At 56.9% G+C, this 26,649-nt stretch carries 29 protein-coding genes; 12 read left to right on the top strand and 17 right to left on the bottom strand.

What is annotated here, in order from left to right:
- The first annotated feature begins 176 nt into the window (after positions 1-176).
- The 3 genes from AC2FLP_RS16675 to AC2FLP_RS16665 all read left to right on the top strand — a co-directional run bounded on the left by AC2FLP_RS16675 (position 177) and on the right by AC2FLP_RS16665 (position 2,818).
- Positions 177-464 (top strand): hypothetical protein, encoded by a 288-nt coding sequence (locus AC2FLP_RS16675; protein ID WP_117871995.1) that lies wholly within the window; start codon positions 177-179, stop codon positions 462-464.
- The gene (locus AC2FLP_RS16670) at positions 436-1,137 is read left to right on the top strand and encodes a winged helix-turn-helix domain-containing protein (RefSeq protein ID WP_299901014.1); all 702 of its coding nucleotides are present in this window, start codon (positions 436-438) and stop codon (positions 1,135-1,137) included. The genes AC2FLP_RS16675 and AC2FLP_RS16670 overlap by 29 nt, the downstream gene beginning before the upstream one ends.
- 106 nt (positions 1,138-1,243) lie before the next feature.
- Entirely contained in the window at positions 1,244-2,818 is a 1,575-nt protein-coding gene (locus tag AC2FLP_RS16665) for a DUF427 domain-containing protein (protein ID WP_496685039.1), read from the top strand.
- Between the two features lie 100 nt (positions 2,819-2,918).
- Here AC2FLP_RS16665 and AC2FLP_RS16660 read toward each other — a convergent pair whose 3' ends face one another.
- The 6 genes from AC2FLP_RS16660 to AC2FLP_RS16635 all read right to left on the bottom strand — a co-directional run bounded on the left by AC2FLP_RS16660 (position 2,919) and on the right by AC2FLP_RS16635 (position 6,608).
- Positions 2,919-3,713: a DUF1217 domain-containing protein gene (locus tag AC2FLP_RS16660; RefSeq protein WP_299901020.1), complete on the bottom strand. Its 795-nt coding sequence runs from the start codon at positions 3,711-3,713 to the stop codon at positions 2,919-2,921.
- Positions 3,710-4,111: a flagellar biosynthesis repressor FlbT gene (flbT, locus tag AC2FLP_RS16655; RefSeq protein WP_496675442.1), complete on the bottom strand. Its 402-nt coding sequence runs from the start codon at positions 4,109-4,111 to the stop codon at positions 3,710-3,712. Before flbT ends, AC2FLP_RS16660 begins: the two co-directional genes overlap by 4 nt.
- Positions 4,111-4,485, bottom strand: coding sequence for a flagellar biosynthesis regulator FlaF (gene flaF, locus AC2FLP_RS16650; RefSeq protein WP_496685037.1), 375 nt, complete (start codon positions 4,483-4,485; stop codon positions 4,111-4,113). Before flaF ends, flbT begins: the two co-directional genes overlap by 1 nt.
- A gap of 77 nt (positions 4,486-4,562) precedes the next feature.
- Positions 4,563-5,774: a flagellin N-terminal helical domain-containing protein gene (locus AC2FLP_RS16645; protein WP_496685035.1), complete on the bottom strand. Its 1,212-nt coding sequence runs from the start codon at positions 5,772-5,774 to the stop codon at positions 4,563-4,565.
- A 209-nt stretch (positions 5,775-5,983) separates the two neighbouring features.
- A complete protein-coding gene (locus AC2FLP_RS16640) occupies positions 5,984-6,343 on the bottom strand; it encodes a flagellar biosynthesis protein FlgN (protein ID WP_496685034.1) in 360 nt (119 codons plus the stop codon).
- A complete protein-coding gene (locus tag AC2FLP_RS16635) occupies positions 6,333-6,608 on the bottom strand; it encodes a rod-binding protein (protein WP_496685033.1) in 276 nt (91 codons plus the stop codon). Before AC2FLP_RS16635 ends, AC2FLP_RS16640 begins: the two co-directional genes overlap by 11 nt.
- 109 nt (positions 6,609-6,717) lie before the next feature.
- On the opposite strand from AC2FLP_RS16635, the gene AC2FLP_RS16630 reads away from it, so the two are divergent.
- The 3 genes from AC2FLP_RS16630 to AC2FLP_RS16620 are packed head-to-tail and all read left to right on the top strand — an operon-like array spanning position 6,718 to position 9,527.
- The gene (locus AC2FLP_RS16630; protein ID WP_496685032.1) at positions 6,718-7,941 is read left to right on the top strand and encodes a flagellar hook-length control protein FliK; all 1,224 of its coding nucleotides are present in this window, start codon (positions 6,718-6,720) and stop codon (positions 7,939-7,941) included.
- 3 nt (positions 7,942-7,944) lie between these two features.
- Complete coding sequence (locus AC2FLP_RS16625) at positions 7,945-8,607, top strand: flagellar hook capping FlgD N-terminal domain-containing protein (protein WP_299901038.1); 663 nt, start codon at positions 7,945-7,947, stop codon at positions 8,605-8,607.
- Positions 8,608-8,660: 53 nt separating this feature from the next.
- Positions 8,661-9,527: a phosphotransferase gene (locus AC2FLP_RS16620; protein WP_496685030.1), complete on the top strand. Its 867-nt coding sequence runs from the start codon at positions 8,661-8,663 to the stop codon at positions 9,525-9,527.
- Positions 9,528-9,536: 9 nt separating this feature from the next.
- Here AC2FLP_RS16620 and AC2FLP_RS16615 read toward each other — a convergent pair whose 3' ends face one another.
- From AC2FLP_RS16615 to AC2FLP_RS16595, 5 genes are all read right to left on the bottom strand, one after another.
- A complete protein-coding gene (locus tag AC2FLP_RS16615; protein WP_496685029.1) occupies positions 9,537-10,838 on the bottom strand; it encodes an NAD(P)/FAD-dependent oxidoreductase in 1,302 nt (433 codons plus the stop codon).
- Complete coding sequence (locus AC2FLP_RS16610; protein WP_117871973.1) at positions 10,835-11,653, bottom strand: ABC transporter permease; 819 nt, start codon at positions 11,651-11,653, stop codon at positions 10,835-10,837. Before AC2FLP_RS16610 ends, AC2FLP_RS16615 begins: the two co-directional genes overlap by 4 nt.
- Positions 11,650-12,540, bottom strand: coding sequence for an ABC transporter permease subunit (locus AC2FLP_RS16605; RefSeq protein ID WP_117871971.1), 891 nt, complete (start codon positions 12,538-12,540; stop codon positions 11,650-11,652). Before AC2FLP_RS16605 ends, AC2FLP_RS16610 begins: the two co-directional genes overlap by 4 nt.
- A complete protein-coding gene (locus AC2FLP_RS16600) occupies positions 12,540-13,667 on the bottom strand; it encodes an ABC transporter ATP-binding protein (protein WP_299901049.1) in 1,128 nt (375 codons plus the stop codon). Before AC2FLP_RS16600 ends, AC2FLP_RS16605 begins: the two co-directional genes overlap by 1 nt.
- A gap of 76 nt (positions 13,668-13,743) precedes the next feature.
- On the bottom strand, positions 13,744-14,829 hold the full coding sequence (locus tag AC2FLP_RS16595) for a polyamine ABC transporter substrate-binding protein (protein WP_496685027.1): 1,086 nt from the start codon (positions 14,827-14,829) through the stop codon (positions 13,744-13,746).
- 140 nt (positions 14,830-14,969) lie between these two features.
- Between AC2FLP_RS16595 and AC2FLP_RS16590 the strand changes: the two genes are divergently transcribed.
- Positions 14,970-15,653, top strand: a complete 684-nt coding sequence (locus AC2FLP_RS16590) for a GntR family transcriptional regulator (RefSeq protein WP_299901055.1) — start codon at positions 14,970-14,972, stop codon at positions 15,651-15,653.
- Between the two features lie 77 nt (positions 15,654-15,730).
- On the top strand, positions 15,731-17,128 hold the full coding sequence (locus tag AC2FLP_RS16585; protein ID WP_299638165.1) for an aspartate aminotransferase family protein: 1,398 nt from the start codon (positions 15,731-15,733) through the stop codon (positions 17,126-17,128).
- Positions 17,129-17,180: 52 nt separating this feature from the next.
- Here the strand turns inward: AC2FLP_RS16585 and AC2FLP_RS16580 are convergent, their stop codons facing one another.
- Together AC2FLP_RS16580 and AC2FLP_RS16575 are read right to left on the bottom strand one after the other, a co-directional pair.
- Positions 17,181-18,497, bottom strand: coding sequence for a lytic murein transglycosylase (locus tag AC2FLP_RS16580; RefSeq protein ID WP_496685025.1), 1,317 nt, complete (start codon positions 18,495-18,497; stop codon positions 17,181-17,183).
- Between the two features lie 62 nt (positions 18,498-18,559).
- Entirely contained in the window at positions 18,560-19,273 is a 714-nt protein-coding gene (locus AC2FLP_RS16575; protein ID WP_117871958.1) for a helix-turn-helix transcriptional regulator, read from the bottom strand.
- Positions 19,274-19,360: 87 nt separating this feature from the next.
- Between AC2FLP_RS16575 and AC2FLP_RS16570 the strand changes: the two genes are divergently transcribed.
- Both AC2FLP_RS16570 and AC2FLP_RS16565 read left to right on the top strand, forming a co-directional pair.
- The gene (locus tag AC2FLP_RS16570; protein ID WP_496685024.1) at positions 19,361-20,059 is read left to right on the top strand and encodes a glutathione S-transferase family protein; all 699 of its coding nucleotides are present in this window, start codon (positions 19,361-19,363) and stop codon (positions 20,057-20,059) included.
- On the top strand, positions 20,056-20,442 hold the full coding sequence (locus AC2FLP_RS16565; protein ID WP_117871953.1) for a DUF1801 domain-containing protein: 387 nt from the start codon (positions 20,056-20,058) through the stop codon (positions 20,440-20,442). Before AC2FLP_RS16570 ends, AC2FLP_RS16565 begins: the two co-directional genes overlap by 4 nt.
- Here AC2FLP_RS16565 and rnr read toward each other — a convergent pair.
- From rnr to dapE, 3 genes are read right to left on the bottom strand one after another with little or no spacing between them, the layout of a single operon-like run.
- On the bottom strand, positions 20,433-22,691 hold the full coding sequence (gene rnr, locus AC2FLP_RS16560) for a ribonuclease R (RefSeq protein WP_496685023.1): 2,259 nt from the start codon (positions 22,689-22,691) through the stop codon (positions 20,433-20,435). The two genes, AC2FLP_RS16565 and rnr, sit on opposite strands and share 10 nt — an antisense overlap.
- Before the next feature lie 47 nt (positions 22,692-22,738).
- Entirely contained in the window at positions 22,739-23,314 is a 576-nt protein-coding gene (locus AC2FLP_RS16555) for a TIGR04282 family arsenosugar biosynthesis glycosyltransferase (protein WP_496685022.1), read from the bottom strand.
- A gap of 3 nt (positions 23,315-23,317) precedes the next feature.
- Entirely contained in the window at positions 23,318-24,457 is a 1,140-nt protein-coding gene (dapE, locus tag AC2FLP_RS16550) for a succinyl-diaminopimelate desuccinylase (RefSeq protein WP_496685020.1), read from the bottom strand.
- 209 nt (positions 24,458-24,666) lie between these two features.
- Here dapE and AC2FLP_RS16545 point away from each other — a divergent pair, with 209 nt between their 5' ends.
- A complete protein-coding gene (locus tag AC2FLP_RS16545) occupies positions 24,667-25,725 on the top strand; it encodes a transporter substrate-binding domain-containing protein (protein ID WP_496685018.1) in 1,059 nt (352 codons plus the stop codon).
- Here the strand turns inward: AC2FLP_RS16545 and AC2FLP_RS16540 are convergent.
- A complete protein-coding gene (locus AC2FLP_RS16540; RefSeq protein ID WP_117871945.1) occupies positions 25,722-26,066 on the bottom strand; it encodes a DUF8846 family protein in 345 nt (114 codons plus the stop codon). The genes AC2FLP_RS16545 and AC2FLP_RS16540 overlap by 4 nt on opposite strands.
- Positions 26,067-26,403: 337 nt before the next feature.
- Between AC2FLP_RS16540 and AC2FLP_RS16535 the strand changes: the two genes are divergently transcribed.
- Positions 26,404-26,649 (top strand): hypothetical protein (locus AC2FLP_RS16535; RefSeq protein WP_496685016.1); only part of this gene is annotated, 246 nt, incomplete at its 3' end.

Raw genomic sequence — 26,649 nt, 5'->3', positions numbered from 1 at the left:
GATGCGTGTCCTTCATAGTGTTTGGGCGACCGTGTGACGGAGCGCGTCCTGATTGCCCTGACATTGGGGGCGGCCGGCTCAGACAAGCAATAACCGCCCGGTGTTATCGGATATCAGAGGCCGCAAACCCCTTGGGTTATTGAATATCGCAGTAACTCATGCGCAGGATGCGGCCTATGAAACAGATACTCTCTTCTCTGACCTTTACGGTCCTGATATCGCTTGGCTCCACCGCGTCTGCCGCGGATTGCTACGCGGATTACAAGGCTAAGAAAGACAATCCACTGCGTCTGCATTACGGAGTCATTCAGGTCTCGAACTGCGATAAGGGCCAGGCCCGTGCAGAAATCGCCCAGCGCCTGCGCGCGTCAGGCTGGACCTTGCTTGAAGTGCAGTCCGTTTTCGGGCCGGAAGGGTTGGATCAGAGGAAGGGCAATGCCGGACAATTCTATCTCCGTTTCTGATGCGCGTCGGTCTGGTGTCAGGCTGGTTGTGCTGGGCATCGCGGCTATTGTCGCCATTCTGATCACCGCCGCGGTTTTCCTGTTATGGACCCTGCCCGACGCCAACGCATTCAACGCGCGGGTCGAGCGATTATTCGTCGAGGCCGATCTGACCTCGCAAACTGAAATCCGGTTGCTTGAAATTCTGGCCCAGTCTGGCACCGCCTTCGCGGACACCCTGTCCAGTTATCGGATGGTGATATTCGTGTTGCTGGTTTTCGCCAGTGCGATGATGGTCTCGGCATTGGTCTTTCTGGTAATGCTGGTTCTGCTGAACCGGCGCATGGCGCAAATCGAACGCACCGGCATTCAAGTGACATCCCTGCTGATCAGCCGCGAAGAAAATACTGTCTACCTCAACAACATGGATTTCAAACTCACACCTGCCGCCATGGAAACCCTGTCGGTTCTGGCTGAATCCCGGCTGGATGACGAGGTATTATCCGGTGCCCAGATCGAAGCCATGATTTCCGGCCGCAATGCAGCCGATTGCGACGAAGCTGCGGGCGCGACGCGGATCAAGCGGTTGCGGGATGCGCTTGGCAACCAGATGGTCAGTGAGCTTCTGGTCAAGAACATCGCCAAAAAAGGCTATATGCTGTCCATCGAAAAAGACGTCATACAGATGGTCTGAGCCTTGCTGTGTGACCGTATGCGTTGGCACTTTTCCCTTCGCCGCCTCTTGGAATGTGCGATGCAAAGCCCCATTCTAGAACAACCCCAGGCAAGGGAGGTCGCATGTGAACGTCCACGCCGCACCAAAGATCAATGGGTATGGAATATCGGTTGAATCGCTGAATGGCAGAATTGCCATTTACCGAAACGATGTACTTTTGGCTGAAAGTACAAATGCCAAGGTGATGTATGAAACGCGCCTGCCCCCCACGATCTATGTTCCCCGCGCGGAAGTCTGTGTTGATCTGAGCGAAGAAACAGACCTGCAAACATTCTGCCCGTTCAAAGGCACTGCCACTTACCACGACATCAATCTGGGTTCAGAAATTCTGGCCAATTCTGTCTGGGCCTATGAAGAAGCCCTGCCCGAAAGCGTGGCCATACAAGGCTGCATAGGGTTTGTGCCCGGCGCCTATACGAAAATCGATTTGGGCGAAAACCACCTTCGCGAACCCGATGACGGTAGTATCAGCGGGCCGCTGATCGATTGGCTGATGCGTGGTGCTTCGACTGCGACAACACCCGAGAGCTTTACCAAAGCGTTGGCTGAGAAGATGCTGGAGCATGGCATCGCGATACAACGGCTGAGCATTCTGGCCTGGTCTCTGCACCCGCTTATCGCGGGAAAGCACTATATCTGGGAAAAAGATGAAGACGAGATTCTGACCCGGGCCCCGACATACGAAATCTATGATCACCCGGCGTTCATCAACAGCCCTTTGCGACATGTCTCGAACGGTCTGGGTGGCGTGCGGCAAAGGTTGAACGATGAGAACCCGCATAACAGCTTCCCGATCATGGAGGATTTGCGGGCCAAGGGCGCAACGGATTACGTGGCCATGCCCTTGCCGTTTTCCGACGGGCGCACCAATGTTCTGACGCTGACTTGCGATCACCCGGACGGGTTCACTACCGAAAATCTGGGCCTTGTATTTGAATGTTCCTCTGTCATTGCCCGTTTCTACGAAGTGTTCATGCAGCGCGAAAACGCGCAGGTCCTGCTGGAAACCTATGTCGGCAAACGCACCGGCGCGCGTGTGCTGGGCGGCGAAATCAGGCGGGGTGACGGGGATGAGATCGACGCCGCAATCATGTTCTGTGATCTGCGCAATTCAACAAGCCTGGAAGAGAAGCTGGGCCGGGGCGAGTATATCAATCTCCTGAACGAGTTCTTTGAAACAGTCTCGGGTATTGTTCACGACAATAACGGAGAAGTTCTGAAATTCATCGGCGACGCTGTGCTGGCCGTTTTCCCGGCAACGGACGAGAATGCCAGTGCAGCCCGCACCAATGCCCAGCGCTCGGCGATCAAAATCGTAGAAACTTTGGGTGAGCTGCGCAAAGAAGGCACAGACGTGCATTGCGACTGTTCAATCGGCGTCGCTTATGGGCGTGTCACCTACGGCAATGTGGGGTCTCGTGAACGCCTTGACTTCACAGTTATCGGTCAGGCCGCGAACATCGCAGCGCGTTTGGGAGAATTCGGCAAGACGCAAGGGCACCGCATTGTCGTTTCCGAAGACATCGAACCGGCCTGTTCCAACGCCGTGCCGCTGGGCGACATCAATCTGCACAATGTGTCCCAACCCGTCAGATCTTATGCTTTACGAACAGCAGCCGATGAGATTCTGAACGGTTGAAGCCTTCCGTTTGCAGTGCTTAAGAAAAGCAGGTTTTTCGATTGACGTGATGCCGTCGCGACTAAGCACCATCAACGAAGTCGATCCGAGAACGTCCGATTCAAACAGCCCCCAGCAAGATCAATGCCGTCTGCGCTGGCGAGATCGTATTCTGAAGCTGGGCAATCTGGCTTCTGGCCAAATAAGTGTCGGTCAGTTTCTCAATGGAGTCTGGATTCGAAAACTGTGCCAGATCCTCCGAGCCAGTCAGTTTGAGCAACCTGTCCTTAAACTCGACCAGCTGCTTGTCAATGTCCAGCTGCGCAAAAGACGACGGCAAACCAAGTGCGGTTTCCATCATGCTGCGTAAGGGTGGCAGCCCCATCAGATCGAACCACTTTGTATCTGCGCTGGAGGCGCTTTTGGCGAGATCCGAAAGCTCCCGTTGTGCATAGAGCGAAATACGCATCGTCTCATCTGACGCGCCAACTGCAATTTCAAACCGGGCGGTCAAATTGGCCTGAGCGATTTGGTCCATGTTTGAAGCCAGCGCCGTTTTGCGGACAGCGCCGGGACCAAATCCAAAGGCATCCGAAAACTCCCGGTATCGTTTGTCTGCCAATCGATTGGACAACGCGTCATCCGCCTGAGTACCATCCTCAAGGATTTTCTGTATGAAAAACCGGTTTTCCACATCTCCTTCCAGCCCAAACGCACCCAAAGCGACCTGCAACAACCTGCGATCCGACACCAGCTCTATGGCGGATCGAATTTTTCCGATGTTGTCCAGAAAGTACTTGGTCTCTCTCTCATTCACCGCTGAAGATGAAAAACTCTGGAACTGGCCCTCATAGGTACGTTGCAAGAACCGCCAGCCCACGATCCCGCCGCTTGGGATGACTGGTTGAAATGTCATTGCTGATAAGCCATCAGCCGCTCTTCCCGTGGCAGAAGCGAGCGAAGGGATTTGAGGCATTTGTAATAATGCTCCGCGACCAGGGCATCAGTGGCTTCGGCCAATACCCGTCGGCTATCAGCGTCCGTAAAAACCTGGCTCAGCTCTTCCACGCGCCGCAACATTTGCTGACGCGCTTGCCCCGGCTCCATGTCGCCGGACAATACAAGCTGAGCAGCATAGCAGACGCGGCGCACTGGCGTGTTCACTTCGTCAGGATGAATCGCGTCCCGCAGTCGCAGTACATTTGCCTGCGGCGTCATGATCGAAAAACGGCCGCGACGATCCCCGTTCTCGATCACAACTCCGTTGATCAGAACCCTTTCTTTCGGGGCAAGCTTCAGGACCAGACCGCTCATCAAGTTGCCCTCATCTGGCGCAATCCGCGCAGTACGGCTGTGTTGATTTCCACTAACGGTTCAACGGTTGCGCCCTCTCCCAAAACTCGGCTGCTGTGTTGCTCGGTGAATTCAGCAAGGTAGAAGATTCTGGCTCTCAGGTCGTTGGGCAGCGCATTATTGGAATCGGCGACACCAGTTGCCAGCACCCCCCATAGCCGCCGGTTTTCGTGTACGGCCTGAACAAATGCCGAAAAGTCCGTTGCCTTTTGTGCAGTTGCCGCCTTCAGGCGCCGTGTGATCCTGGAAATCGCTTCGTATTCCGTATCGCGAGGCGTCCGCGTTGGCGCGGCGGTTTGCGCGTAGGTTTGATGGGCTAAGGTTTGTGGTGTCACTTGAAATCCTTCCAAAGAGCCGTCTTCAGGCAGTCATTGATGGGGCGCGAAAACCGCGCCCCAACCGGTTTCGCGATTTAGCGGAACAGCGACAGTATCGATTGCGGCGCCTGATTGGCGATCGAAAGCGATTGTGTTGCCAGCTGTTGCTGAACCTGAAGTGCCTGAAGCCGCGCGGACGTCTCTTCCATGTCCGCATCGACCAGCGAGCCAATACCTGACTTGAACGAGTCGGACAGGTTCGAGATGAACTCTTTCTGAGTTTCGATCCGGCTTTGGGAGGAACCGAAAGCAGCTGATGCGTCGATCGAAGTATCGATCAGCGACTCAACGGCAGCCAAGGCGGCGGTCGCACCCGCGCCGGTCGAGACATCAATACCGGCCAGCGCGCCCAGACCACCTGCACCGGCATTCACGAATTGAGCTGAGAACGAAATGTCAGAGCCCGTACCGTTGGTGACAGACAAGGTTCCGGCGGTGCCTGAGTCATAGTCTACGGTCAGACCGGCAATCCCAAGCTCTTCAATCTTCGATTTCAATCCAACGGCAACCAGATCACCGGTTGTTGTCGCAGCAGCGTCTTCAGCAGACACGGTATAGGATACAACCTGATCGTTAATCGCGACGACGACCTTGTCGCCGGCAGCAAAGGCACCGCTGGATTCGTCGGTGACGAGCGCCGTTGCAGCGGTCGCGCCGTTGTCGATGGTTGCGCCAACGCGATCGTTGCCTGTCGATGCGCCGGTCGAACCGTCAAAGACCTGCTTGGTGACATAACCGCCGGTTGACAGGTTCTGCCCTGCAACGGTGATCGACGATGCGGTCACGGCCCCGGTATTGTCACGATCCAACGACGCCAAAACCGATGCGGAACCGGCAGAGCCGTCAACCAGGTTCAGGCCATTGAACTGCGCTGCGCTGACAACGGACGCGATCTGATCTTTCAGAGCAGTCACGTCATCATTGATTTTGCCTCGATCAACGTTGTCTTCCTGCGCGGCGACGATCTTGCCTTTCATCTGTGTCAGCAGATCAGTGACGGTTTCCGCGGCATTTCGGGCAACGGCGACGGTCGATTCGCCAAGCGCCAGGCTGTCCTTGATGGCATTGAAACCTTTGACGTCCGACTCCATCACTTTGGAAATCGCCCATACTGCCGAGTTGTCCTTGGCCGTTGCGACATCCTTGCCAGTCGAGATTGCGTTCTGGGTCATCGCCAGGTTTTTATTGACCGCCTTGAGAGTTTGCAGCGCAACCATCGCGCCATTGTTTGTCAGAATGCTGGACATAGCTGTCATCCTTTTCCGTTCGGGCCATTTTGCCCATTTTCACCCCGCACTATTTGCAGGCATTGGTGTCTTTCTGACCTGTGCGACGCGCCGCGTGGCCGTTCGCGCCACCTGCTGATTTCAGGTGCAGCACCACTTTTGAACCCGATCCCCTAACGGAGTGCTAAAACGCGCAACCCAGAAATTTCGGATTTGAATCAAACTTCTACCTACGCCCGCTTTTCCAGCTTTGCAGTGTTACGAACCGTAAATTCACTCCGCTGCCCGTCTGCACCATAGGTGCTGAATTCCTGCCGAACACGCCGCAGTTCACCCATTCGGCTGGCGACTGCTCGGATGCCTTCAGCCGCGCTGTTCAGCAGCGCCTGATTGCGTTCGGCTTTCTGTTGAACGCGAATCAGTGCCTCGCTTTCCAGCACCTGAAGATCATTGATTGCACCGATCAGCTTCTCTTTTTCAGGCGCCATGCTGGACAAACGGTCCAGATCCCCCTGCACAAGTGTGACACGTTCCAAATCCAGGACTTCTTCCAAAGACTTGATCAACACTGCATCGGCCTTAGACGTCATCGGTTTTCTCCAACAGTGACTTGAACAGAATTTCGGAAAGGCCCACGCCACCGGACCGGGCCAGTTGCTGCGCCTGATGTTGAACAAGCATCGAAGAAAACTGATCTTCACCTGCGCCACCACCAAAGGACTGGCGGGTCTTGCCCAACCCGGCAGATTTCAGCATTTCACCTAGAAACGCGGCTTCCAGCTCTATGGCCACATCTTTCAGTCGGGTTTGGGATAATGGTGATTGAGATACGTGAGGAAGGGTGGAAACCTTCATGGCCTTCTCCGAATTTGCCTCGAACTTTCTCGATCAAAGGCGAAAGCGGTTAAAATAAACGTAACTTCCTGCAGGCAGTGTTCCGACCAGACACACGGAGCCGGAGCAAATGCCCAACCCCCTAACGCTGGCGAACGCAACGCCGACTTCAACCGAGAAAGCCGCCACATTTCGTAAAGCTCCGGGCCAAAAAACTGGCTCGGAGAGCTTTCAGGACGTCCTCGGACAAGAGGTTGGCGCCACTGGCCTTCCTGAAGGCGAAAACCCTGCCATCAATTCCGAGCTGACACATGTCGAAGCGGAGCCCGAGCCTGTGCCGGGGACAACGGCTGAGGCATCAGCAGCGGCCCATCCCTCCCCGATTTCAGAACACACCGGTGAACAGCAAATCCCTTCTGCATTCCTCGAAACCCCCGGCTTAGACGAGATAACGATGGTGCCGGTTCAGATTGCGGAGGCAAATCAAGCACCCTCAAAAATACCGGATCAACCACAGGTATTGGTATCAAAAGGACTGTCCCTGCAAAGCGACTCGTCCTTCCCGGTTCCGCCGCTCTCGCAGAAGGCGCAGGATCCGACGCCCCAACCTGCGCAAATGACAAACATGACCGAAAAAGGCCAAGTGTTTGATCAGCTGGTAAAGACCAAAGGCACGGTCGAACAAATGGGGGGCATCCCGCTTCCTCTGGACCCTGAAAAGAAACTGTTGCCCGAAGTGAGCATTCTCACGCCTAAACCACCAACGCCTAACCGGGCGCCCTCGGTGGCGCAGCTTCAGCTGATGGCAACTGCTGTTGAATTCGAACCGGTGGCACCCGTTGTCGAGGCTGAGGCCCTGCATGCCGCCAGAGAGGAACCTTTGCCGCTGACCTCACGCGATTCTGTGCCTCAACTTACGGGTCCGTCTTCTGCCGCCCGAGCAGAAATCGCCCGGGCGATCGCTGGTCAGCTGGCAGCAGCGGTCCAGACACGTACCGGATCAGGAGCAACGGAAATTGCGCTGAATCCGGAAGAGCTTGGGCGTGTTTCCATTGTTCTGAATGGCCGGGAGGATGGCCTGCAAATCACTATTGCGACCGAGCGTCAGGAAACTCTCGAATTAATGCGACGTCATTTATCCGTTCTGACAGAAGAGTTTCAGAAACTGGGCTATGGGGATCTGAGCTTTGATCTGGGAACCTCTTGGGGTTCTGGCGCACATCAAAAGGGTGCAGACGACGCAGACACCCAATCCCCATCACGTTCAGAAGCTGCGCCGCACGAACGGATCGATCGCACAACTTCCCATCCACAGAATCTGGCCTCGGGCCGGGGCATCGACATGAGGTTTTGAGCAATGATTACGCCTGTCAACACCACGCAGCCCGTTGCGGATCAACAAAAGGCCGGGGCATCACAGAAGTCTGCGATTACTTCGGACTTTGAGACATTCTTGCTGATGCTAACGGCGCAGGCAAAGAATCAGGATCCGTTGGAGCCGATGGATTCGACCGAGTATGCGTCTCAGTTGGCGCAGTTCTCGATGGTCGAGCAACAAGTCCAGACCAATGACCTCTTGTCCACCTTGGCCAACGCATTGGGCGGTACGAAACTGAACGAACTTGCAAGCTGGGTGGGCATGGACGTCCGCTCAACCTCGGCCTTTCACTTTGAAGGCCAGCCGGTGACACTGTTTGCTCAGGCCGACCCTGATGCGGACGCAACCAAATTGGTGATCCGCGACAGTGACGGTACGGTGATCGACAAAGTCACTGTGCCCACGACGACTGAGGAGTTTGTTTGGGCGGGGGTGGATTCTTCAGGCAATCCAATGGCATCAGGCAACTACACTGCAACCCTTGAATGCTACAAAGGCAATGAGTTGCTCTCCGAGAAACCTGTCGCCACCTACGGTCGCGTCGTCGAAGCACAGGCAGGCGTCGATGCTGTTTTATTGACCCTGCAAGGCGGTCAGGTAATTCCCGCAACTCAGGTCACTGCGGTCAGAACTGGTGCTTGATCTACCGGGCCGGACAGGCCAAAGCTTGGCAAATCGACTCGCCAGAAAAAGTGATGGAACCTCTGCCCAACCTGTCTGCCCCCCCTCGAGATCTGGTTGACCATCTCCATGCGCAAGAATTGGTCAACGCACATTCTCGGTTCGAGACCTTGTACGGCGGGCGCACCAACAGGGTCTGGAAGGTCAAGGGCCGCGCAAGCGACAAGGTCCTGAAACTCTACAGCACAGCATTGCGCAATCCATTGTTTCGAAATGATGCAGAGTTGGAAGTCCAATGTCTGAAGGCGCTAGGCACCACGGGTTTCGTGCCAAGGCTGCGTGCCACAGGGCAATACAATGAAGCCAGTTGGGTGTTTTACGACCACGCACCCGGAGCACCCTGGCGGCAGGGGTCAGCCCAGGTCGGTGCCTTGCTGCGCAAGCTTCATTCCCTGTCCATCGCCGTCCAGGCGCCAGCCGGATGCAATGGCAGCGAAGACTTGCGAGCTCATGGAAACAAAATTCTGCAAGGCTGTACGTCAAACGCGCGTGGAAAACTCGCAGATTTGCAACCTTCAACCTCTGTCACACCTACGGAACAAACTTGTCTGATCCATGGCGACCCCGTGGCAGGTAACATCCTGGTGGCGACCGGTGGTCTGACTTTGATCGACTGGCAATGCCCAGCCCTTGGCGATCCTTGCGAAGACCTTGCGCTCTTTTTGTCGCCTGCGATGCAGCAACTTTACCGAGGCTCACCGCTGTCGAAGAAAGAGGAAGACCAGTTTCTTTCCGCCTACGGCAGACCCGATATCGTCGCGCGCTATCTACAGCTCAAACCGTGGTATGCGTGGCGCATGGCAACGTATTGCCTCTGGCGCGCCGAAAATGGTGCGCCCGACTATGTGACAGGGTTGAATTTGGAAACCGCAATTCTGTAACGCCCCGCCTCATCGCAGGTCGGCCAGCGCCAACATGGCGTAGGCTGGCGGCATGAGCACACGGCGCCAGCGACCCAATGGAAACTGACCTGGTTTTTGCGTCATCACGGCTGGCAGCCTGGCGTCCTGCCCCAGAACCAAGCGCGCCAATGCTCGACCACAGTACGTGCCCATGGCGACGCCATTGCCGTGATATGCAAACCCGGCAAACATCCCCGGTTGTTCCGGAACGGGGCCGACGAAAGGTGTCAGGGCCCGTGACAGGCACACCAAACCGGACCAGATATGAGTGACCTCGACCGTCGACCAAGCAGGAAACATATGTTTGAAATCCTGCTGGACCTTTTGCCGAATGGCCGCTTCAGCCCCGGCCGATGACCGCAAGCCGCCTCTCATCCCAAACAGAAAGCGCCCGTCCGGCATCAGGCGAAAATAGTGCAACAGATTGCGCGTATCATAGCACATCTGATCCGTAGACCACCCTTGTACCACTTGCTCGGCTCGACCAAGGGGACGCGTTACCAAAACGGTCGACTGTGCAGGCATGTATCGTCCGGACATCCAGGCCGGGATATCCTCGCTGGAATATCCGTTGGTACACACCAACACCGCCTGCGCTTTGACTGGCCCGCTCTGCGTTTGCAACACAAAGCCGGACGCCGTTTTTTCAACGCTCAGAACCGGGGATTTCTGGAACAGATATGCGCCCATTGCTTCGGCGGCTCGGGCAATCCCGAACAGATATTTGCGGGGATTCAATCCGAAACCGATCGGCGAAGTGTAGGCACCATGAAACGCGCCACCCATGCCCTTCGCAGGCAGGTCTCTGGCTTCGTGCAGGGTTCCCTTCTCGTCGGCATTCCGGCGCAACACGTCCATTGCCCTTTTGGAATGCGCCATTTGGGTTTCCCCGTTGGAGTGGGTATCCGCATCGATCTGATGCTGTGCCAACAGATCAGCGACCAGTTGAACCGCTGCCTGTTCCGCTTTCGCATAGTCCCGAGCGGCGTCGCTGCCAAATCGACGCTCCATGGATTCGTGGCCAAGTTTTGAACCCCCAAGACAGCAAAACCCACCATTGCGGCCCGAAGCACCCCACCCCGGCGCGCCGGCTTCGAACACCGCAACCGAAGCGTTCTTAGCCAAATGCAAGGCAGCAGAAACGCCTGTAAATCCGCCACCGATGATGGCCACATCCACATGCATGCCGCCTTGAACCTTTGGCCAATCCGGGCTGGCAACAGTTTCGTCCCACCAGCAGCTGTCGCGAGGTTCGCTGCCATAGGCGTAGTCTGGAAATATCCGCTTCATTCGGTGCGCGCTGCGGCCATTTCGTCCTGCTGCTGCCGCACCATCGCGCGTTTGGTCACAAGCGAAGCCGTGATTACCCCGACTGTCACCACAGCGATCATGATCGTCGACAACGCGTTGATTTCCGGGCTGACGCCAAGGCGCACGGCCGAGAATATCTTGATCGGCAATGTCGTTGCCGACGGCCCCGAAGTGAACGATGCAATCACCAGATCATCAAGTGACAGGGTAAAGGCCAGCAACCAGCCCGAGATTACCGCAGGTGCGATGATCGGCAGGGTGACAAGACGGAAGGCTTGCGCGGGCGAGCATCCAAGGTCCAGCGCAGCCTCTTCCAGCGAGCGATCAAAAGTTATGAGGCGCGAGGATACGACAACCGAAACGAAACACATCGAGAAAGTCGTGTGTGCCAGAACGATGGTCAGAATACCCCGATCCAGGCCGATGCCGATAAACAGCAGTAGCAACGACAGGCCGGTGATCACTTCAGGCATCACCAGCGGCGCATAGATCATGCCGGAAAACAGTGTCCGGCCAAAAAAGCGCCCGCTGCGGACCATCACGTAAGCGGCGGCCGTTCCCAGAATCGTAGCCAGCGTCGACGAAAAGACCGCGACCCGGATCGTGACCCAGGCGGCATCCAGAAACGCCTCGTTCTGAAGAAGCTCTCCGTACCACTTCGTCGAAAACCCGGCCCAGACCGTGACCAGCTTGCTTTCGTTGAAGCTGAAGATGATCAGGATGATCATCGGGATGTAAAGAAAAGCAAATCCCAGCGTCAGCGAAACCGTGTTGAACCAACTTAATCTGTTCATCCCTCTGCCTCCGCCTGTTTCTGCTGGTTGCGCTGAAACAGCACGATAGGAATGACGAGAATCAGCAGCAGTACGATGGCCACCGCACTTGCAACCGGCCAGTCACGGTTCGAAAAGAACTCTTCCCACAGAACCTTGCCGATCATCAGCGTACCCGAACCGCCCAGAAGTGATGGGATCACGAATTCACCGATCACGGGGATCATCACAAGGAAACACCCTGCGATGATGCCAGGCTTGGACAGTGGAATGGTCACCAGCCAGAAGGCCTGAAAACGAGAACATCCCAGATCCTCCGCCGCCTCGATCAGCGATCCGTCCATACGCTCCAACGCCGAATAGATCGGCAGGATCATGAAGGGCAGATAAGTGTAAACGATGCCAATATAGACGGCGGTCGAAGTGTTCAGGATCGTCAACGGGGTCGAGATTATACCGGTCCACAGCAAAATCTGGTTGAGATACCCTTCGTTCGACAGAATACCCATCCACGCGTAAACCCGGATCAGGAATGAGGTCCAGAAGGGCAGGATAACCAGCATCATCAGTGTCGGTCGCCATTCCTGAGGTGCCCGGGCCATACCGTAAGCCATTGGGTAACCCACCAACAGGGTCAGGAAGGTCGAAATCAAAGCGATCTTCACGCTGGACAGGTAGGCTTTCCAATACAGGTCGTCTTCCGTCAGCCAGACATAGTTCTCGAAGTCCAGTTGCCCGAAGAAATCTGTGATCCCCGTCCAGCCAGCGGACAGGTCCAAAGTTGGCGTATAAGGCGGGATGGCCAGGGCGATGTCCGACAGCGAAATCTTCAGAACGATGAAGAACGGCACCAGAAACAGCGCCAACAGCCAGACGTAAGGAATGGCGATCAGAATGGCACGGCGCATCAGTTGGCCAGCAGAACCGCAGCCGTGGCTGTCCAGGACAGCCAGACTGGGTCTTCCCAGGTGAACGAACGACGCGAGATGCGACGGGTGTTGGCCGTCTGTGCCTTGATGATCGTGCCGTTTGCCAATTCAACGTGATAGGTGGACAGATTACCCAGATAGGCAATGTCGTGAACCTTGCCCTGAACAGCGTTGACCGCATCAACGGGCCGTTCGGCAGAGATCGTCACTTTCTCGGGGCGGATCGCCAGATGGCAGGACTGACCGTCTGAGAAACCAGCAGGCGATGATGCCGTCAAAGGTGCCTGACCTTCGGCCCAAACGATCTGGTAGGCGTCCTCTCCGGATGGAGTGGCGCGGCCTTCGATGATGTTCACATCTCCTATGAAATCAGCGACATAAACAGATTCAGGGTTTTCATAGATGCGATCCGGTGTGGCCACTTGCTTTAACTGGCCCTGATCCATCACCGCGACACGGCTGGCGACTGTCATAGCCTCTTCCTGATCGTGGGTGACGATGACGAAGGTGGTGCCCGTCTTCTCCTGAATATCCATCAGCTCGAACTGGGTATCTTGTCGTAGTTTTTTGTCCAGCGCACCCAACGGTTCATCCAGCAGCAGAAGCTTGGGCGCTTTGGCCAATGAGCGCGCCAGTGCCACGCGCTGCCTCTGACCACCCGAGATCTGATGGGGTTTGCGACGGGCAAACTGTTCCAGCCGGGTCAGGCGCAGCATTTCTTCCACCCGGTCTTCCAGATCGTGCTTGGGCATGTTGTCCCGTCGCAGACCAAAGGCGATGTTTTCCCAGACACTGAGATGCGGGAACAGGGCATAGGACTGGAACATCATGTTCACGGCCCGCTTGTTTGGCGGGATGGGGTCGATATCCTGCCCGCCCAGCAGGATATGGCCTTCGGTCGGGGTCTCGAACCCGGCCAGCATCCGCATCATCGTTGTTTTGCCGCACCCTGAAGGGCCTAGCAAAGCAAAGAATTCTTTTTCGAAGATATCCAGAGACAGGTTGTCGATCGCGGTGAACTCACCAAAGCGCTTGGTCACGTTCTGGAACTGGATCAAAGGTTTCGCCTGTGGGTCTTCCCACGGCGCAAAGACATCAGAATTCAAAGCAGCCCCCGCATGGTCAGTTTGGACAATAGTGCGGCGGGGCGGTCTGGTTACCGCCCCGCGCTTATAAACCGGATCAGGTGCCTGACTTGATCTTGGTCCAAAGACGGGTCACGACCCGCTGTGTTTTCGCGGGGTACGGAGTCGTGATGTACAGGTTTTGCATCGTAGCTTCATCCGGGTATATTGCCGGATCACCGATCACGTCTTCCTCAAGAAACTCCTGAGACGCCTTGTTGCCGTTGGCGTAGTACACATAGTTGGACGCAGCGGCCATGTTGTTGGCATCCAGAATGAAACTCAGGAACTTGTGCGCACCATCTGGATTCGGCGCGTCGGCAGGAATTGCCATCTGGTCGAACCACATCAACGAGCCTTCTGCGAACGGATGATATTCGATGTTCACACCGTTGTCGGCTTCGGCCGCGCGATCCCGCGCCTGCAGAATATCTCCGGACCAACCCACGGCTACGCAAATATCACCATTTGCCAGCGCGTTGATATATTCCGAGCTGTGAAACTTCTGGATGTAGGGACGAACGTTTGTCAGAACGTCTTCGACCTTCTTGATCACTTCCGGGTCGTGGCTGTCGGGGTCTTCACCGATGTACTGCAAGGCCATCGGTATCATTTCGGCTGGAGCATCAAGGAAATGAACGCCACACGAGGCCAGCTTTTCCATGTTCTCCGGTTTCAGAACCAAATCCATGCTGTTCAGGGCCACGTCGTCACCCAAGACTTCTTTGACTTTGTCGACGTTCACACCGATGCCCGTTGTTCCCCACATGTAGTTGATCGAGTAGGCATTGTTCGGATCATATCCTGCGGTGCGTTCCTGGATCACGTCCCACAGATTTCCAGCATTCGGCAACATGGCCATATCCAGTTCCTGAAACGCGCCCGCCTGAATCTGGCGCTGCAGGAATGTGCCCGATGGCACCACCACGTCGTATCCCGAACCACCGGCCAGCATCTTGGTTTCCAAAACCTCGTTGCTGTCGAACACATCGTAGATCAGAGTCAGACCGGTTTCTTCTTCGAATTTGCTCAGCAATTCTTCGTCGATGTAGTCAGACCAGTTATATACACGCACCTCTTCGGCGAATGCCGCCGAAGTCCCCAATGCGATGACCGCTGTCATGGTCAGCGTTTTGATTGTCATATTCTTCTCCCTGCAAGTGTACGGCTATTTTCCCGTTTTTTTGGATTTGATCAAGTTTTGCGTTTTTCCTCGATCCAGCGTATGGTTTCACGAGGTCTGTCACCTGACAAGTCAGGGTTAGTCGAAATAGGAAGAACCAATTGGATTTGATCAAAAATAAGGCATCTGCGTCGACAATCGACAATGGGAAACAACCCGCGCATGAGCAGGTTTACCAAAAACTCAGATCACAGATCCTGTTCGGGGAATTGGTTCCTGGTCAGCCTGTCACGATCCAGGGCCTGACTGATTCGCTTGGCGTTGGCATGACCCCGGTACGCGAAGCCATCCGCCGGTTGATCTCGGATGGAGCATTGGTGTTTCAAGGCAATCGGCGCGTGAGTGTTCCACTGCTTTCACCAGGTGACATCCAGGAAATGATATTTGCGAGAACCGCAATAGAATCAGAGCTTTCAAGGCGCGCGACGTCGAATCTGCAAACCGAAGATATTGATCATCTGGAGCGTCTCGACATGCATCTGGACCGAATGATTGCCGACGGAGACGTGGGTGGATATCTGCGCCTGAACCAGGCGTTCCACGAAACCTTGTATTCACACGCAAACGCACCGATTCTTAGCGATCTGGCCGAAAGGCTTTGGTTGCGGTTCGGTCCGTCGCTGCGTGTCGTATGTGGCCGATTCGGAACTCAAAGTCTGCCGGATCGACACAAGGATATCATTTCCGCTTTGCGCAACGGAGACGCCGAAAAAGCCGCAAAAGCAACGACACAGGACATTGAGCAAGGCATGGAATTGATGGCGGACGCCCTAACTTCCACCTAACTCAACCCGATTCGATTGACAGCAGTGAATTTGATCATATTGTGAACCGCAACTGCGTTCTTGTAGGAGATTCTCCGATGTCCACCATAACCAACCATATGCCGACCGCCGAATTGCAGGCGCTGGATGCGGCGCATCACATCCATCCTTTCTCGGCCAATGGCGCGCTGGGACAGGAAGGGGCACGCGTGATTACACGCGCCAGCGGAGTTTACCTGACCGACAGCGAAGGCGAGGAAATTCTGGACGCTATGGCAGGTCTTTGGTGCGTCAATATCGGCTATGGCCGTGATGAGCTGGCCGATGTCGCCGCGCGTCAGATGCGAGAACTGCCCTACTACAACACCTTCTTCAAGACGACCCACGTGCCCGCAATCGCACTGGCCGCCAAGATCGCCGAGCTGGCACCGGGTGATCTGAACCATGTCTTCTTCGCAGCCGGCGGATCCGAGGCCAACGATACCAACATCCGCCTTGTACGCACCTATTGGGCCGAGAAGGGGCAGCCGGACAAGAATATCATCATCAGCAGGAAAAACGCGTATCACGGGTCTTCCGTCGGGTCGGCTTCGCTGGGCGGTATGGCAGGCATGCACGCGCAGGGCGGCATTCCGATCCCGAACATTCACCACATCAACCAACCGAACTGGTGGGCCGAAGGCGGCGACATGTCGCCCGAAGAGTTCGGACTGGCCCGCGCGCGCGAGCTGGAAGAAGCCATTCAGGAACTGGGTGAAGACCGTGTTGCGGCCTTTATCGCCGAGCCGGTTCAGGGCGCGGGCGGTGTAATCGTGGCGCCGGACACATACTGGCCGGAAATTCAGCGTATCTGCGATAAATACGATATCCTGCTGATTGCCGACGAAGTGATCTGTGGGTTCGGCCGTACCGGCAACTGGTTCGGATCCGAAACCGTGGGCATCAAACCGCATATCATGACCATCGCCAAGGGGCTCAGCTCGGGCTATGCACCGATCGGCGGGTCCATCGTGAATGACGAGATTGCCGAAGTCATTGGCGGCACCGAATTCAATCACGGTTACACCTATTCCGGCCATCCGGTCGCGGCTGCTGTGGCTTTGGAAAACCTACGTATCCTCGAAGAAGAGAAGATCGTCGAGCATGTGCGCGATGTTGCTGCCCCCTATCTGAAAGAGAAATGGGAAGCCCTGGCCGATCACCCGCTGGTGGGCGAGGCGAAGATCGTTGGCATGATGGCGTCCATCGCATTGACCCCCGACAAAGCCAGCCGCGCCAAGTTCGCGTCCGAGCCCGGCACGGTCGGCTATATCTGCCGAGACCGCTGCTTTGCCAACAATCTGATCATGCGCCATGTGGGCGACCGTATGATCATCTCGCCGCCGCTGATCCTGACCCCGGCGGATATCGACGAAATGTTCGTGCGCATTCACAAGTCGCTGGACGAAGCACAGGCAGAGATCATCGCTCAGGGACTGATGAAAGCCGCATCCTGAAATCAGAACGGGCTTTTTCAAGGGGGCGACCCGTTTGGATCGCCTCATTTTTCTACCGAAGCCGCTGCAAAAGTTCCGCAGTTGGATAGCCGTCCGGCATCAAGCCCCGCGCCAGTTGGTAAGCGCGGACCGCATTGATGGTGTTCGGCCCAGTGCGCCCATCGATACCCTTCGTATCAAACCCGGCCTGGGTCAGCCGGGTTTGCAACTCTTTTTTCTCGGTGAAGCTCAGCGCCCGCTCACCTCGGGGCCAGTCGGACTGAAACGGTTCACGACCCGCAAGCCGGTCGGACAGATGTCCGATACCGATCACATAGGCATCGGCACCGTTATAGGCCTCGATCACGCTGAAATTGTCAAAAATCATCAGCGCTACGCCCTGCCCCCCTGCCGGAAGCAGAATCGCCGCCTTCCCATGATCCGGCACGGCTTGGCCGTTCCCGGCCACTACACCCCGAGCGGCCCATGCAGACGGCAGCAGGGTATAGTCACGACGGGCTACCGCGTAATCGAAATCGGCAGGCAAGCGCACCTCAACGCCCCAGGGCTGCCCCTTTTTCCATCCGTGCTGCGCCAGATAGGACGCGGCCGAGGCCAGAGCATCCGTTGGGTCGTCCGACCAGATGTCACGCCGACCATCGCCATCAAAATCAACCGCGTGATCTAGATATGAGGTCGGCATGAATTGCGTGTGCCCCATCGCGCCTGCCCAGCTGCCCAGCATATTTCCGGCAGTGACATCCCCTGCCTGCACGATCCTCAGGGCGGCGATCAACTGAGTTTCAAAGAACTGCGCCCGCCGCGCATCAAAGGCCAGTGTCGCCAGGGAACTCAGCGTCCGGTTGCTGCCACGATAAGAGCCGAAAGATGTTTCCAGCCCCCAGATTGCCGTGACCACTTCCTTTTCAACGCCATATTCAGCCTCGATTTGCTTCAACACCTGCCGATGTTGCTGCATGGCGGCACGACCATTGGAAACGCGCGAGTCCGAGACTGCGGAATCCAGATACTCCCAGATCGGTTTCGAGAATTCCGCCTGATTGCGGTCTCGTTTCAGGATATCCTCGTCAAAGGCCATGTCCGAGAACACCCTGTTCAACGTTTTTTCCGTTATGCCCTGCTGTCGCGCGCGTTTCTGAAACGCACCGAGCCAGGCCTGAAACCGTGCGGTCATTGCCGCGGACACCCGCAAAGCCTCAACGGCCGGGCGCGGGACCGGACGGATCGAAACCGTCACATCCGCCGAGGCCAGCTGGATCGTTTCGCCGGTCACTGCACTGTCTGGCCATTTCGTGTTTTCTGATGTTTCCGCCTGCACTATGGATGCCCACAATGCGACGGTCATAACGCCGCCTACGCATTTATGCATTCCGATTTTTCCTGCTTACTGCTCAACCTCAGGGTAGCGCAAAATCGGTGAATCACAAAGTCTCAGACGTCCACTTCGCGCTCCTGTGCGTCGCGCTCTGCGCGGATTTGCGCCAAAACCTCACGCAGCATGGGCACGCGGTTCGGTCTAAAGCTTTGATCTGTCACAGACATGTCCTGCATGCGATCCAACCGGAAGACGCGAAAATCCTGTCTTAGGTGGCACCAGCCGAGCAACACATTTGATCGATCCATGTAGACGATGCTCAGCGGGTTGATCCGTCTTTGTGTGGCATCGCCTTTTGCGTCCGTGTACGAGAACTCGACCGCGCGTTCGTCCCACGTCGCCTGCCGCAAAACGGCCACGTCGATTGTCGGCGCGGGCGGGCGATTGAACCGCGTTGCCGCCAGAACCGCGTGGCTCAGCCGATGGGACTGACGCTGTGGCAATCGCCCCTGCAATTTCCGTAGGGCGGCGCTGGCTGCATCTGACAAGGCAGGATCACCAATCACCTGTACTTCGCGAAGGCCGAGAACAAGGGCCTCAAGCTCGTCATCAGTGAAACCCAATGGCGGCAGTGTGGCATCTTCGATCAGAGTGAACCCAAACCCCGCTTCACCGTCGATAACGGCCCCCAGACCACGCAGCGCGTCAATATCCCTGTGAATTGTTCTGGCAGAAACACCCAAATCCTGTGCCAGCTGTTCAGACGTTCTGGGCGATGGGCCAGAACGCAGGGCTTGCATCAGTTGGAACAATCGGGCGGTGCGGGACATGATGAACCCTAGCCTACCCCTAGTGACAGGAACTGTCATTAGGTCGGTTTATTCATCTGGCACGTCAAAAAAATACGGAGCCATGCGATGCTGACCCTTCTCACCTATCCTTCTGCCTTCGGGCTGTTCAGCGCCAGCCCGTTCTGCGTCAAGACAGCCTTGATGCTTCAACACTCCGGTCAGGTCTGGCAGCGTTCGGACATGCTTGACCCGCGCAATATGCCGCATCAAAAACTACCAGTGCTGCGAACGCCAGAGCGGTTGATACCGGACAGCGATCTGATCCGCCATTGGCTGGAACAGAAGGGCGCGGAGTTCGATCAGGGGCTTTCGGATGTGGAAAAAGCGCAATCCCGCGCGCTGGTGCGCATGGCCGAAGAGCATCTGTATTTCCACATCGTTCTGGACCGCTGGGGCAATGATGAGGTCTGGCCAATCCTTCGCGAAACCTTTTTCACTGGAATTCCAGCCATGATCCGAAAGCCGGCGTCCAATGCGATCCGAAAATCCGTTCTGAAAGGGATCTCGTCACAAGGGATCGGACGGTTCTCGTTGTCCGAGCGCATGGACCGGGTCGAACGCGATCTCGAGTCGATCTCGGCCTATCTGTGGCAATCCCGCTTCCTGCTGGCGGATCAACCGACATCAGCAGACATGAGCGTCGGCCCGATGCTCGCCGCTATGTGTGCAACGCCTGCAGATACCCCACTGACCCGCAGGATCAAACAGGATAACCTGTTGAACAGTTACGTGGACCGGATGGAACAGGCGATACCGATTGCATGAAACCGTTTGATGACCCCTCGGTCGCCTCGGCCTTTGAAGCCCTGCCCCCGCAAGCACGCGTCGGGGCTCTGGCGCTTCGCGATCTGATCTTTGAAACGGCAAACTCTCTGCCCGCTGCCAATCCATTGCGTGAGGAGTTGCGCTGGGGCCAGCCCGCCTACCTTGCCCCCAAAGGATCAACGATCCGGCTGGGGGCTCACAAATCTGCAGGTTTCGCGCTGTTCGTACACTGCCAAAGCCGATTGATCGGTGATTTCACCTCAGCTTTCCCGGGAGAGGACCGGATCGACGGGAACCGGGCCATTCTGTTCGATGGCCCAGGCCAGATCGATAAAACCCGCCATGGCTGGCTGATTGCCCGGGCGCTGACCTATCATCTTTGACGGCGCTTGCGTTCGACCTTGCGCTTGATCTTGTCCTTCTTGCGCTTGGTGCTGGCTGCCTTGCGTCGCGTCGACCGCTTGGCAGGCCCGCGCCCGCGCGGCAGGGCCTGATCGTCGATGGACAGCAGTTCCAGTTCCAACCCGCCGGTCACAGGCGTCGCCTCGGTCAGCCGCACCGTGACCCGCTGGCCGATGGCGATGATCAGTCCAGTGTCCGAACCCATCAGCGTTCCGGCCTCCCGATCAAAATGGAAGAATTCACGCCCCAAAGACCGCACGGGCACCAAACCATCCGCGCCCGTTTCGTCCATTTTCACAAAGGCCCCGAACCGGGCAATACCACTGATCCGCCCGGCGAACTCGTTGCCCACACGCTCGCTGAGATACGCGGCCAGATAGCGGTCGGTCGTGTCGCGTTCAGCCATCATCGAGCGGCGTTCGGTATCCGAGATGTGCGCGGCCGTCTCTTCGAGCCGGGCAATTTCGTCCTCGGTCAGCCCATCCTTGCCCCAGCCATGAGCCGAGATCAGCGAGCGATGGACGATCAGATCGGCATAGCGCCGGATGGGCGAGGTGAAATGCGCGTAATTGCGCAGCGCCAGCCCGAAATGACCGAAGTTTTCCGGGCTGTAATAGGCCTGCGCCATCGACCGCAAGGTGCTGAGGTTGATCAGCTCGGCATCCTCGGTCCCGGCGGCGGCATTCAGCAGTGCGTTCAGATGACGGGTCTGGAGCACCTGCCCCTTGGCCAGATTCAGCCCGGCGGCCTGTGCCGTTTCGCGCAGACTTTCCAGTTTTTCGGGCGCGGGTTCCTCGTGCACCCGGAACAAAAGCGGGCTGCGCTTGGTGATCAGGGTTTCCGCGGCGGCCACGTTAGCCAGGATCATAAACTCTTCGATCAGCCGGTGCGCATCAAGCCGGTCCCGGAAAGCCACGCTTTCGACCTCGCCCTTGTCGTTCAGAACGATCTTGCGTTCCGGCAGGTCCAACTCCAGCGGCTGCCGAACAGCACGGGCTTTTTTCAACGCGGCATACGCAGCGTAGAGCGGGTTCAGAACCGTCTCGAGCAACGGCCCTATGCGGTCGTTCGGATTACCGTCAATGGCCTCCTGCACTTCTGTATAGTTCAACGAGGCGGCCGAGCGCATCAGGCCGCGCACAAACCGGTGACTGATCTTGTTGCCATCGGCGTCGATCTGCATCCGCACCGCGATGCAGGCGCGCGGCACGCCTTCGTGCAGCGAACACAGATCACCCGACAGGCGGTCCGGCAGCATCGGCACCACACGGTCGGGGAAATAGCTGGAATTGCCGCGCTTGCGTGCCTCGCGGTCCAGCGCGCTGCCCGGGCGCACATAGGCGGCGACATCGGCAATCGCGACCCAGATCACATGGCCGCCCGGGTTTTTCGGGTCGTCATCAGCATGGGCATAGCAGGCGTCGTCATGATCGCGCGCGTCCGATGGATCGATGGTCAGCAACGGCAAATCCCGCAGATCCTCGCGCCCTTTCAGGCCGGCGGGTTTGGCCTGATCGGCCTCTGCAATCACCTTGTCAGGAAAATCATCCGGGATACCATGCTGATGGATCGCGATCAACGAAACAGCCTTGGGCGCAGTCGGATCACCCAACCGTTCAATGATGCGCGCGCGTGGCAGCCCCATGCGGTTCTTCGGTCCGGCTTGTTCGGCCTCGACCAGTTCTCCGTCCCTGGCCCCAAGAACGGCTCCGTCCGCGACCAGCCATTCGGTTTGGCCCGCCTTGTCGATCGGAACAATCCGCCCGCCTTCAGCTCCTTTCCGGAAGATACCCACAATTTTAAGAGGGTTCGTCCCGATACGACGGATCAGGCGTGCTTCGTAATTGTGGTCTTCCTCATGCACGGCCATCAGACGGGCCAGAATGCGGTCACCTTCGCCCAGCGCCGGGTCACTGGCGCGGGCAATGATCAAAACGACGGGCTCGACCCCCTCGCCATGCCATTCCAGCGGCCGCGCAAACAGGTCTCCATCCTTATTCGGAGCTTTTACCTGCAACACACTGACCGGCGGCAGACGATCCGGGTCGCGATAGCTGCGCTTGCGTTTTTCAAGATGCCCTTCGGCCTCAAGCTCCTTGAGGATGCGTTTAAGATCAATCCGATCCGCGCCCTTGATGCCAAAAGCCTTGGCGATATCGCGTTTCGAGGTCAGGGTGGGGTTCGCCGAGATCCAGTCAAGGACCTCTTGCTTGGTAGGAATGCGAGTCATACGTCCGGCCTAGCATGCGTTTGCGACCGCGTCATGACCAAAAAACCTCAGGGCTTAAGATCGGAAACCGTATCGACATCGCGCAACTGATCAAGCAAAGACACACGGCAGCCTGGGATCGAAGCAAGCGTGTCAGCCAATGCGTGTTCCGACGACCAGCGTACATTGCGAAACAGACCCGCTGGCAAGCCTGTATACCGTTGCGCTCCGACCAGCCAATAGCCACCATCTGGGGCTGGCCCAAACACCATTTGAGAATGCCCCAATGCATCGAAAGCACGGGCAATATGGGGGCGCGAAATCCCTGGTATATCCGCGCCGATCAGGCAAACCGGACCTTTGGGCATCCCGCGCAGCATCCGCGCCATACGATCCCCCAGATCCCCACGCCCCTGCGCCGCGCGCGGCAGGTCAGCTGGCCAGACGCGACTTTTCAGACCTTCCTGATCGGGCGAGACGGCCAGCACGATGTGCCAGCTGGGATCGCGCAGCCGCCGGATCAAGGACCGGGTCTGGTGCCGAAACCACCACGCGGCTGCGACCATGCCAATTTCTCGTCCAAGCCGCGTTTTGACGCGGCCCGGACGAGGTTCCTTTACCATGATCACCAATGTGCGCTGCATGGGTCAGGCGAAATAGTCGGTCAGGATACGGGTATAAATCGACTTGAGCTGTTCGATCTGGGCCACCTCGACACACTCGTCGACCTGATGCATCGTACGCCCGACCAGACCGAACTCAACAACCGGGCAGTGGTTCTTAATGAAACGCGCATCCGACGTACCACCGGTCGTCGAAAGCTCGGGCGTTGCGCCTGTTTCTGCCTTCACCGCCTTGGCCACCAGATCCGACAATGGCCCCGGCGGGGTCAGAAAACTTTCGCCTGAAATCTTGATTTTGGCATCTATTTCAACGCCGAACTGAGCGGCCACCTGATCTGCCTCCAGTTTCAGCCAATCACTCAGGCTGGCCCCGGAATGCAAATCATTGAATCGAATATTCACTGTTCCCTTGCACTGCGCCGGGATTACGTTGGTTGCCGCATTCCCGGTGTCGATTGTCACCACTGCCAATGTCGAGGCATCGAAGTGATCCGTGCCTTGATCCAGTTCGTGACCCGCCAACCGATCCATCAGCCGTGCCATGGCTGGCAAAGGATTTTTGGCACGATGTGGATAGGCCGAATGGCCCTGAACACCTGTGATCGTAAACCACGCAGTCATCGATCCGCGACGGCCGATCTTCATCATTTCACCCATCTTGTTCGGGCAGGTGGGCTCACCCACCAGGCAGACTGACATACGTTCATCCGCGCCGTTCATGTAATCGAGCAAGGCGGTCGTGCCATCCAGCGCATCGCCTTCCTCGTCGCCGGTTATGGTCAGGATAATGGCGCCGTCCAGCGGTGTGTCACGTACGAAATCGATTGCCGCAGCGGCAAAAGCCGCAACACCCGATTTCATATCCGTTGCGCCGCGCCCATACATCACACCATCCCGCATTTCGGCCCCAAAAGGCGGCATCGTCCAAGCGGCCTCATCGCCGACCGGAACAACATCCGTGTGACCGTTGAACCCGAAGCTGCGAGCATGGCCTTTCCGGCCCCACCGGGCGAACAGGTTGCTGACGCCACCGCGGTCGACACGCGTGCATTCAAACCCGGCATCCGCCAGCACCGCCTCGAGCAACAGCAGCGCGCCGCCTTCGACAGGTGTGACCGATGGGCAACGGATCAGATCGGCAGTCAATTGAACGGGATCGGTCATGCAATGGCCTCTGGAACAGTGTCTTTCGCGGGTTCACGCACAGATTCAACGAATTGGCCGGTTTTCCAACCCCAATCCACAAAAAAACCTTTCAACCAACTGAGAAGATATAAAAGCGACACCCTAATAATTCATAGCGATTTACCCCACGACCATCTTGCGGCCCACTGTACAATCGCGTTACTGGGCCGCGAAACAGGTGAATGAATATGAAGCGCGCATTCTTCGCACTGATCTGCCTGACTTTCGCCGTCCTAGCACAGCAGAGCATGGCACAATCCCTCACGGTCACAACGGTGACCCGCCCCCCGTTTTCCTATGTCGAAAACGGTGCGGAAACCGGCTTTTCGATGGATCTGCTTGCTGCGTTGGCCGAGTCGCTGAACTGGGATTACACTGTCAATCGGGTCGATTCATTCTCGGAAATGCTGGACGCGGTGCGGGATGGATCTTCGGATCTTGCAGTTGCCAATATCTCGATCACTGCTCTGCGGGAAACGCAAATGGACTTCACCCAACCGATCTTTGAGGCGGGTCTGCAGATCATGGTGCCATCGGAAGCCAAGCGGCAGCCGTCGCTTCTGCATGCGCTTTTCTCCACAGAGCTGTTCATCGCCATTGGCTTGGCATTCGCCATCCTGCTGGGCGGTGGCATGCTGATGTGGAGCTTTGAGCGCCGCGCCCAACCCTATTTCGACCGCAAGCTGAACGAAGCCTGGTTTCCCTCGTTCTGGTGGGCGCTGAACCTTGTCGTGAATGGCGGTTTCGAAGAGAGGATGCCGCGCACGCCCTTCGGCCGTCTTCTGGGTGTCGTTCTGGTTGTTTCGTCACTGTTCATTGTGTCAGTTTTCACGGCCCGCATCACGTCGGTCATGACCGTGGAAGCGATCACCGGCAGCGTGAATTCCGTGAACGACCTGTATGGCAAGAGTGTCGGGACAATCTCAAACTCAACTGCAGCAAACTTTCTGAACCGACGTGAGATTGAATTCACCGGCTATCCCGGGTTGGAACAGATGCTGGACGAGTTCGAGTCCAAGCAACTTGACGCTGTGGTATTCGATGCACCGATCCTGTCCTACTATGCGGCCCACGAAGGCCGGCGGATTGCATCGATGACAGGAGGCGTCTTCCTGCGCGAGAACTACGGTATCGCTTTCCCGACCGGGTCGCCTCTGGTCGAAGATGTCAACCAGGCCCTGCTTTCGTTGCGTGAAGACAGAACTTATGACGAAATCTATCGCAAGTGGTTCGGTATGCGGAACTAGGCCTGCGCCTCGTCTCCAAAAAACGGTGTCATCTGCGCGACGATCACGGCGTTTTCATCCAGCGCGCGCTGCATCAAGGCACGTTCGTCCGGTTCTATGTCATGCCCCTGTGCCTCACGTTCGGCCAGGGTCCCATAGCCGGTGACATCCAAAGGTGCGGTGTCGGCCTGTTTTAGAATAGCCACTGTCTCGCGCACAGCCTCGGCTTCATCCACGCCACTGGCGTAGCAGATCAGTGCCGCCCCGGTCGCACCGTCCGGCAGCCCGTCGCCATCCTTGCGGCCGATCTGGACCAGAAGGGTATAGACTTGCTGACGCGAGGGCTTCTTTTGCTTTTCCATGGGCCATGCATTACGCGCGGTGTTTTGAAGGGTCAACTGCTTCCATTGATCCCGGCAATGAGTTTGGGTCTTCAGCGAACCACGACCCTGCCGCAAAGGACAGAGCGCTTGCAAAAAAGCGACTCAGTGAACTCCATTCCCCGATTTCGCTCAATAATTGAGCAGCGTTTCAGTTCAACTCCCAGAGTTGAATCGGGCACATTTTCGCCGCAGTTTGGCCTTATTTTTGGCCATTTCCTGCTGGGTTCGACGCGCTTCTGGCCTTTCATAACAGTGGGGGGAAGCCATCTCTACGCTGGGGCCACTGCGTAAGTCATTTTGAAACAGGAGAATTAGAATGAGTGTTCTGTCCAGATTAATGATGACAACTGCAAGTGTGATTGCGCTTTCCGGAGTACCTGCTGTCGCTGTGCTGTCTTTTGTGACGCCAGGTGCGGTTTACGCCCAAGACGGCGGTGGTGATAACGAAAGCGGCGGCGACAGCGAAAGCGGCGGCGACAGCGAAGGCGGCGGCGACAGCGAAAGCGGCGGCGACAGCGAAGGCGGCGGCGACAGCGAAAGCGGCGGCGACAGCGAAGGCGGC

The organism is Ruegeria sp. CDSA141, from assembly GCF_059612005.1.
Note: the sequence above shows the minus strand (reverse complement) of the source record. Positions and strands in the feature narration are given on the sequence as shown.

Bases quoted from the DNA above. Each gene is read 5' to 3' on its own strand.
- AC2FLP_RS16555 (WP_496685022.1), bottom strand. From the start codon at position 23,314: ATGCAGCGCACATTGGTGATCATGGTAAAGGAACCTCGTCCGGGCCGC.
- AC2FLP_RS16620 (WP_496685030.1), top strand. From the start codon at position 8,661: ATGGAACCTCTGCCCAACCTGTCTGCCCCCCCTCGAGATCTGGTTGAC.
- AC2FLP_RS16595 (WP_496685027.1), bottom strand. From the start codon at position 14,829: ATGACAATCAAAACGCTGACCATGACAGCGGTCATCGCATTGGGGACT.
- AC2FLP_RS16545 (WP_496685018.1), top strand. From the start codon at position 24,667: ATGAAGCGCGCATTCTTCGCACTGATCTGCCTGACTTTCGCCGTCCTA.
- AC2FLP_RS16565 (WP_117871953.1), top strand. From the start codon at position 20,056: ATGAAACCGTTTGATGACCCCTCGGTCGCCTCGGCCTTTGAAGCCCTG.
- AC2FLP_RS16540 (WP_117871945.1), bottom strand. From the start codon at position 26,066: ATGGAAAAGCAAAAGAAGCCCTCGCGTCAGCAAGTCTATACCCTTCTG.
- rnr (WP_496685023.1), bottom strand. From the start codon at position 22,691: ATGACTCGCATTCCTACCAAGCAAGAGGTCCTTGACTGGATCTCGGCG.
- AC2FLP_RS16640 (WP_496685034.1), bottom strand. From the start codon at position 6,343: ATGACGTCTAAGGCCGATGCAGTGTTGATCAAGTCTTTGGAAGAAGTC.
- dapE (WP_496685020.1), bottom strand. From the start codon at position 24,457: ATGACCGATCCCGTTCAATTGACTGCCGATCTGATCCGTTGCCCATCG.
- AC2FLP_RS16580 (WP_496685025.1), bottom strand. From the start codon at position 18,497: ATGCATAAATGCGTAGGCGGCGTTATGACCGTCGCATTGTGGGCATCC.
- flbT (WP_496675442.1), bottom strand. From the start codon at position 4,111: ATGAGCGGTCTGGTCCTGAAGCTTGCCCCGAAAGAAAGGGTTCTGATC.
- AC2FLP_RS16585 (WP_299638165.1), top strand. From the start codon at position 15,731: ATGTCCACCATAACCAACCATATGCCGACCGCCGAATTGCAGGCGCTG.
- AC2FLP_RS16635 (WP_496685033.1), bottom strand. From the start codon at position 6,608: ATGAAGGTTTCCACCCTTCCTCACGTATCTCAATCACCATTATCCCAA.
- AC2FLP_RS16575 (WP_117871958.1), bottom strand. From the start codon at position 19,273: ATGTCCCGCACCGCCCGATTGTTCCAACTGATGCAAGCCCTGCGTTCT.
- AC2FLP_RS16570 (WP_496685024.1), top strand. From the start codon at position 19,361: ATGCTGACCCTTCTCACCTATCCTTCTGCCTTCGGGCTGTTCAGCGCC.
- AC2FLP_RS16670 (WP_299901014.1), top strand. From the start codon at position 436: ATGCCGGACAATTCTATCTCCGTTTCTGATGCGCGTCGGTCTGGTGTC.
- AC2FLP_RS16660 (WP_299901020.1), bottom strand. From the start codon at position 3,713: ATGACATTTCAACCAGTCATCCCAAGCGGCGGGATCGTGGGCTGGCGG.
- AC2FLP_RS16630 (WP_496685032.1), top strand. From the start codon at position 6,718: ATGCCCAACCCCCTAACGCTGGCGAACGCAACGCCGACTTCAACCGAG.
- AC2FLP_RS16610 (WP_117871973.1), bottom strand. From the start codon at position 11,653: ATGAACAGATTAAGTTGGTTCAACACGGTTTCGCTGACGCTGGGATTT.
- AC2FLP_RS16615 (WP_496685029.1), bottom strand. From the start codon at position 10,838: ATGAAGCGGATATTTCCAGACTACGCCTATGGCAGCGAACCTCGCGAC.
- AC2FLP_RS16675 (WP_117871995.1), top strand. From the start codon at position 177: ATGAAACAGATACTCTCTTCTCTGACCTTTACGGTCCTGATATCGCTT.
- AC2FLP_RS16605 (WP_117871971.1), bottom strand. From the start codon at position 12,540: ATGCGCCGTGCCATTCTGATCGCCATTCCTTACGTCTGGCTGTTGGCG.
- AC2FLP_RS16625 (WP_299901038.1), top strand. From the start codon at position 7,945: ATGATTACGCCTGTCAACACCACGCAGCCCGTTGCGGATCAACAAAAG.
- AC2FLP_RS16645 (WP_496685035.1), bottom strand. From the start codon at position 5,774: ATGTCCAGCATTCTGACAAACAATGGCGCGATGGTTGCGCTGCAAACT.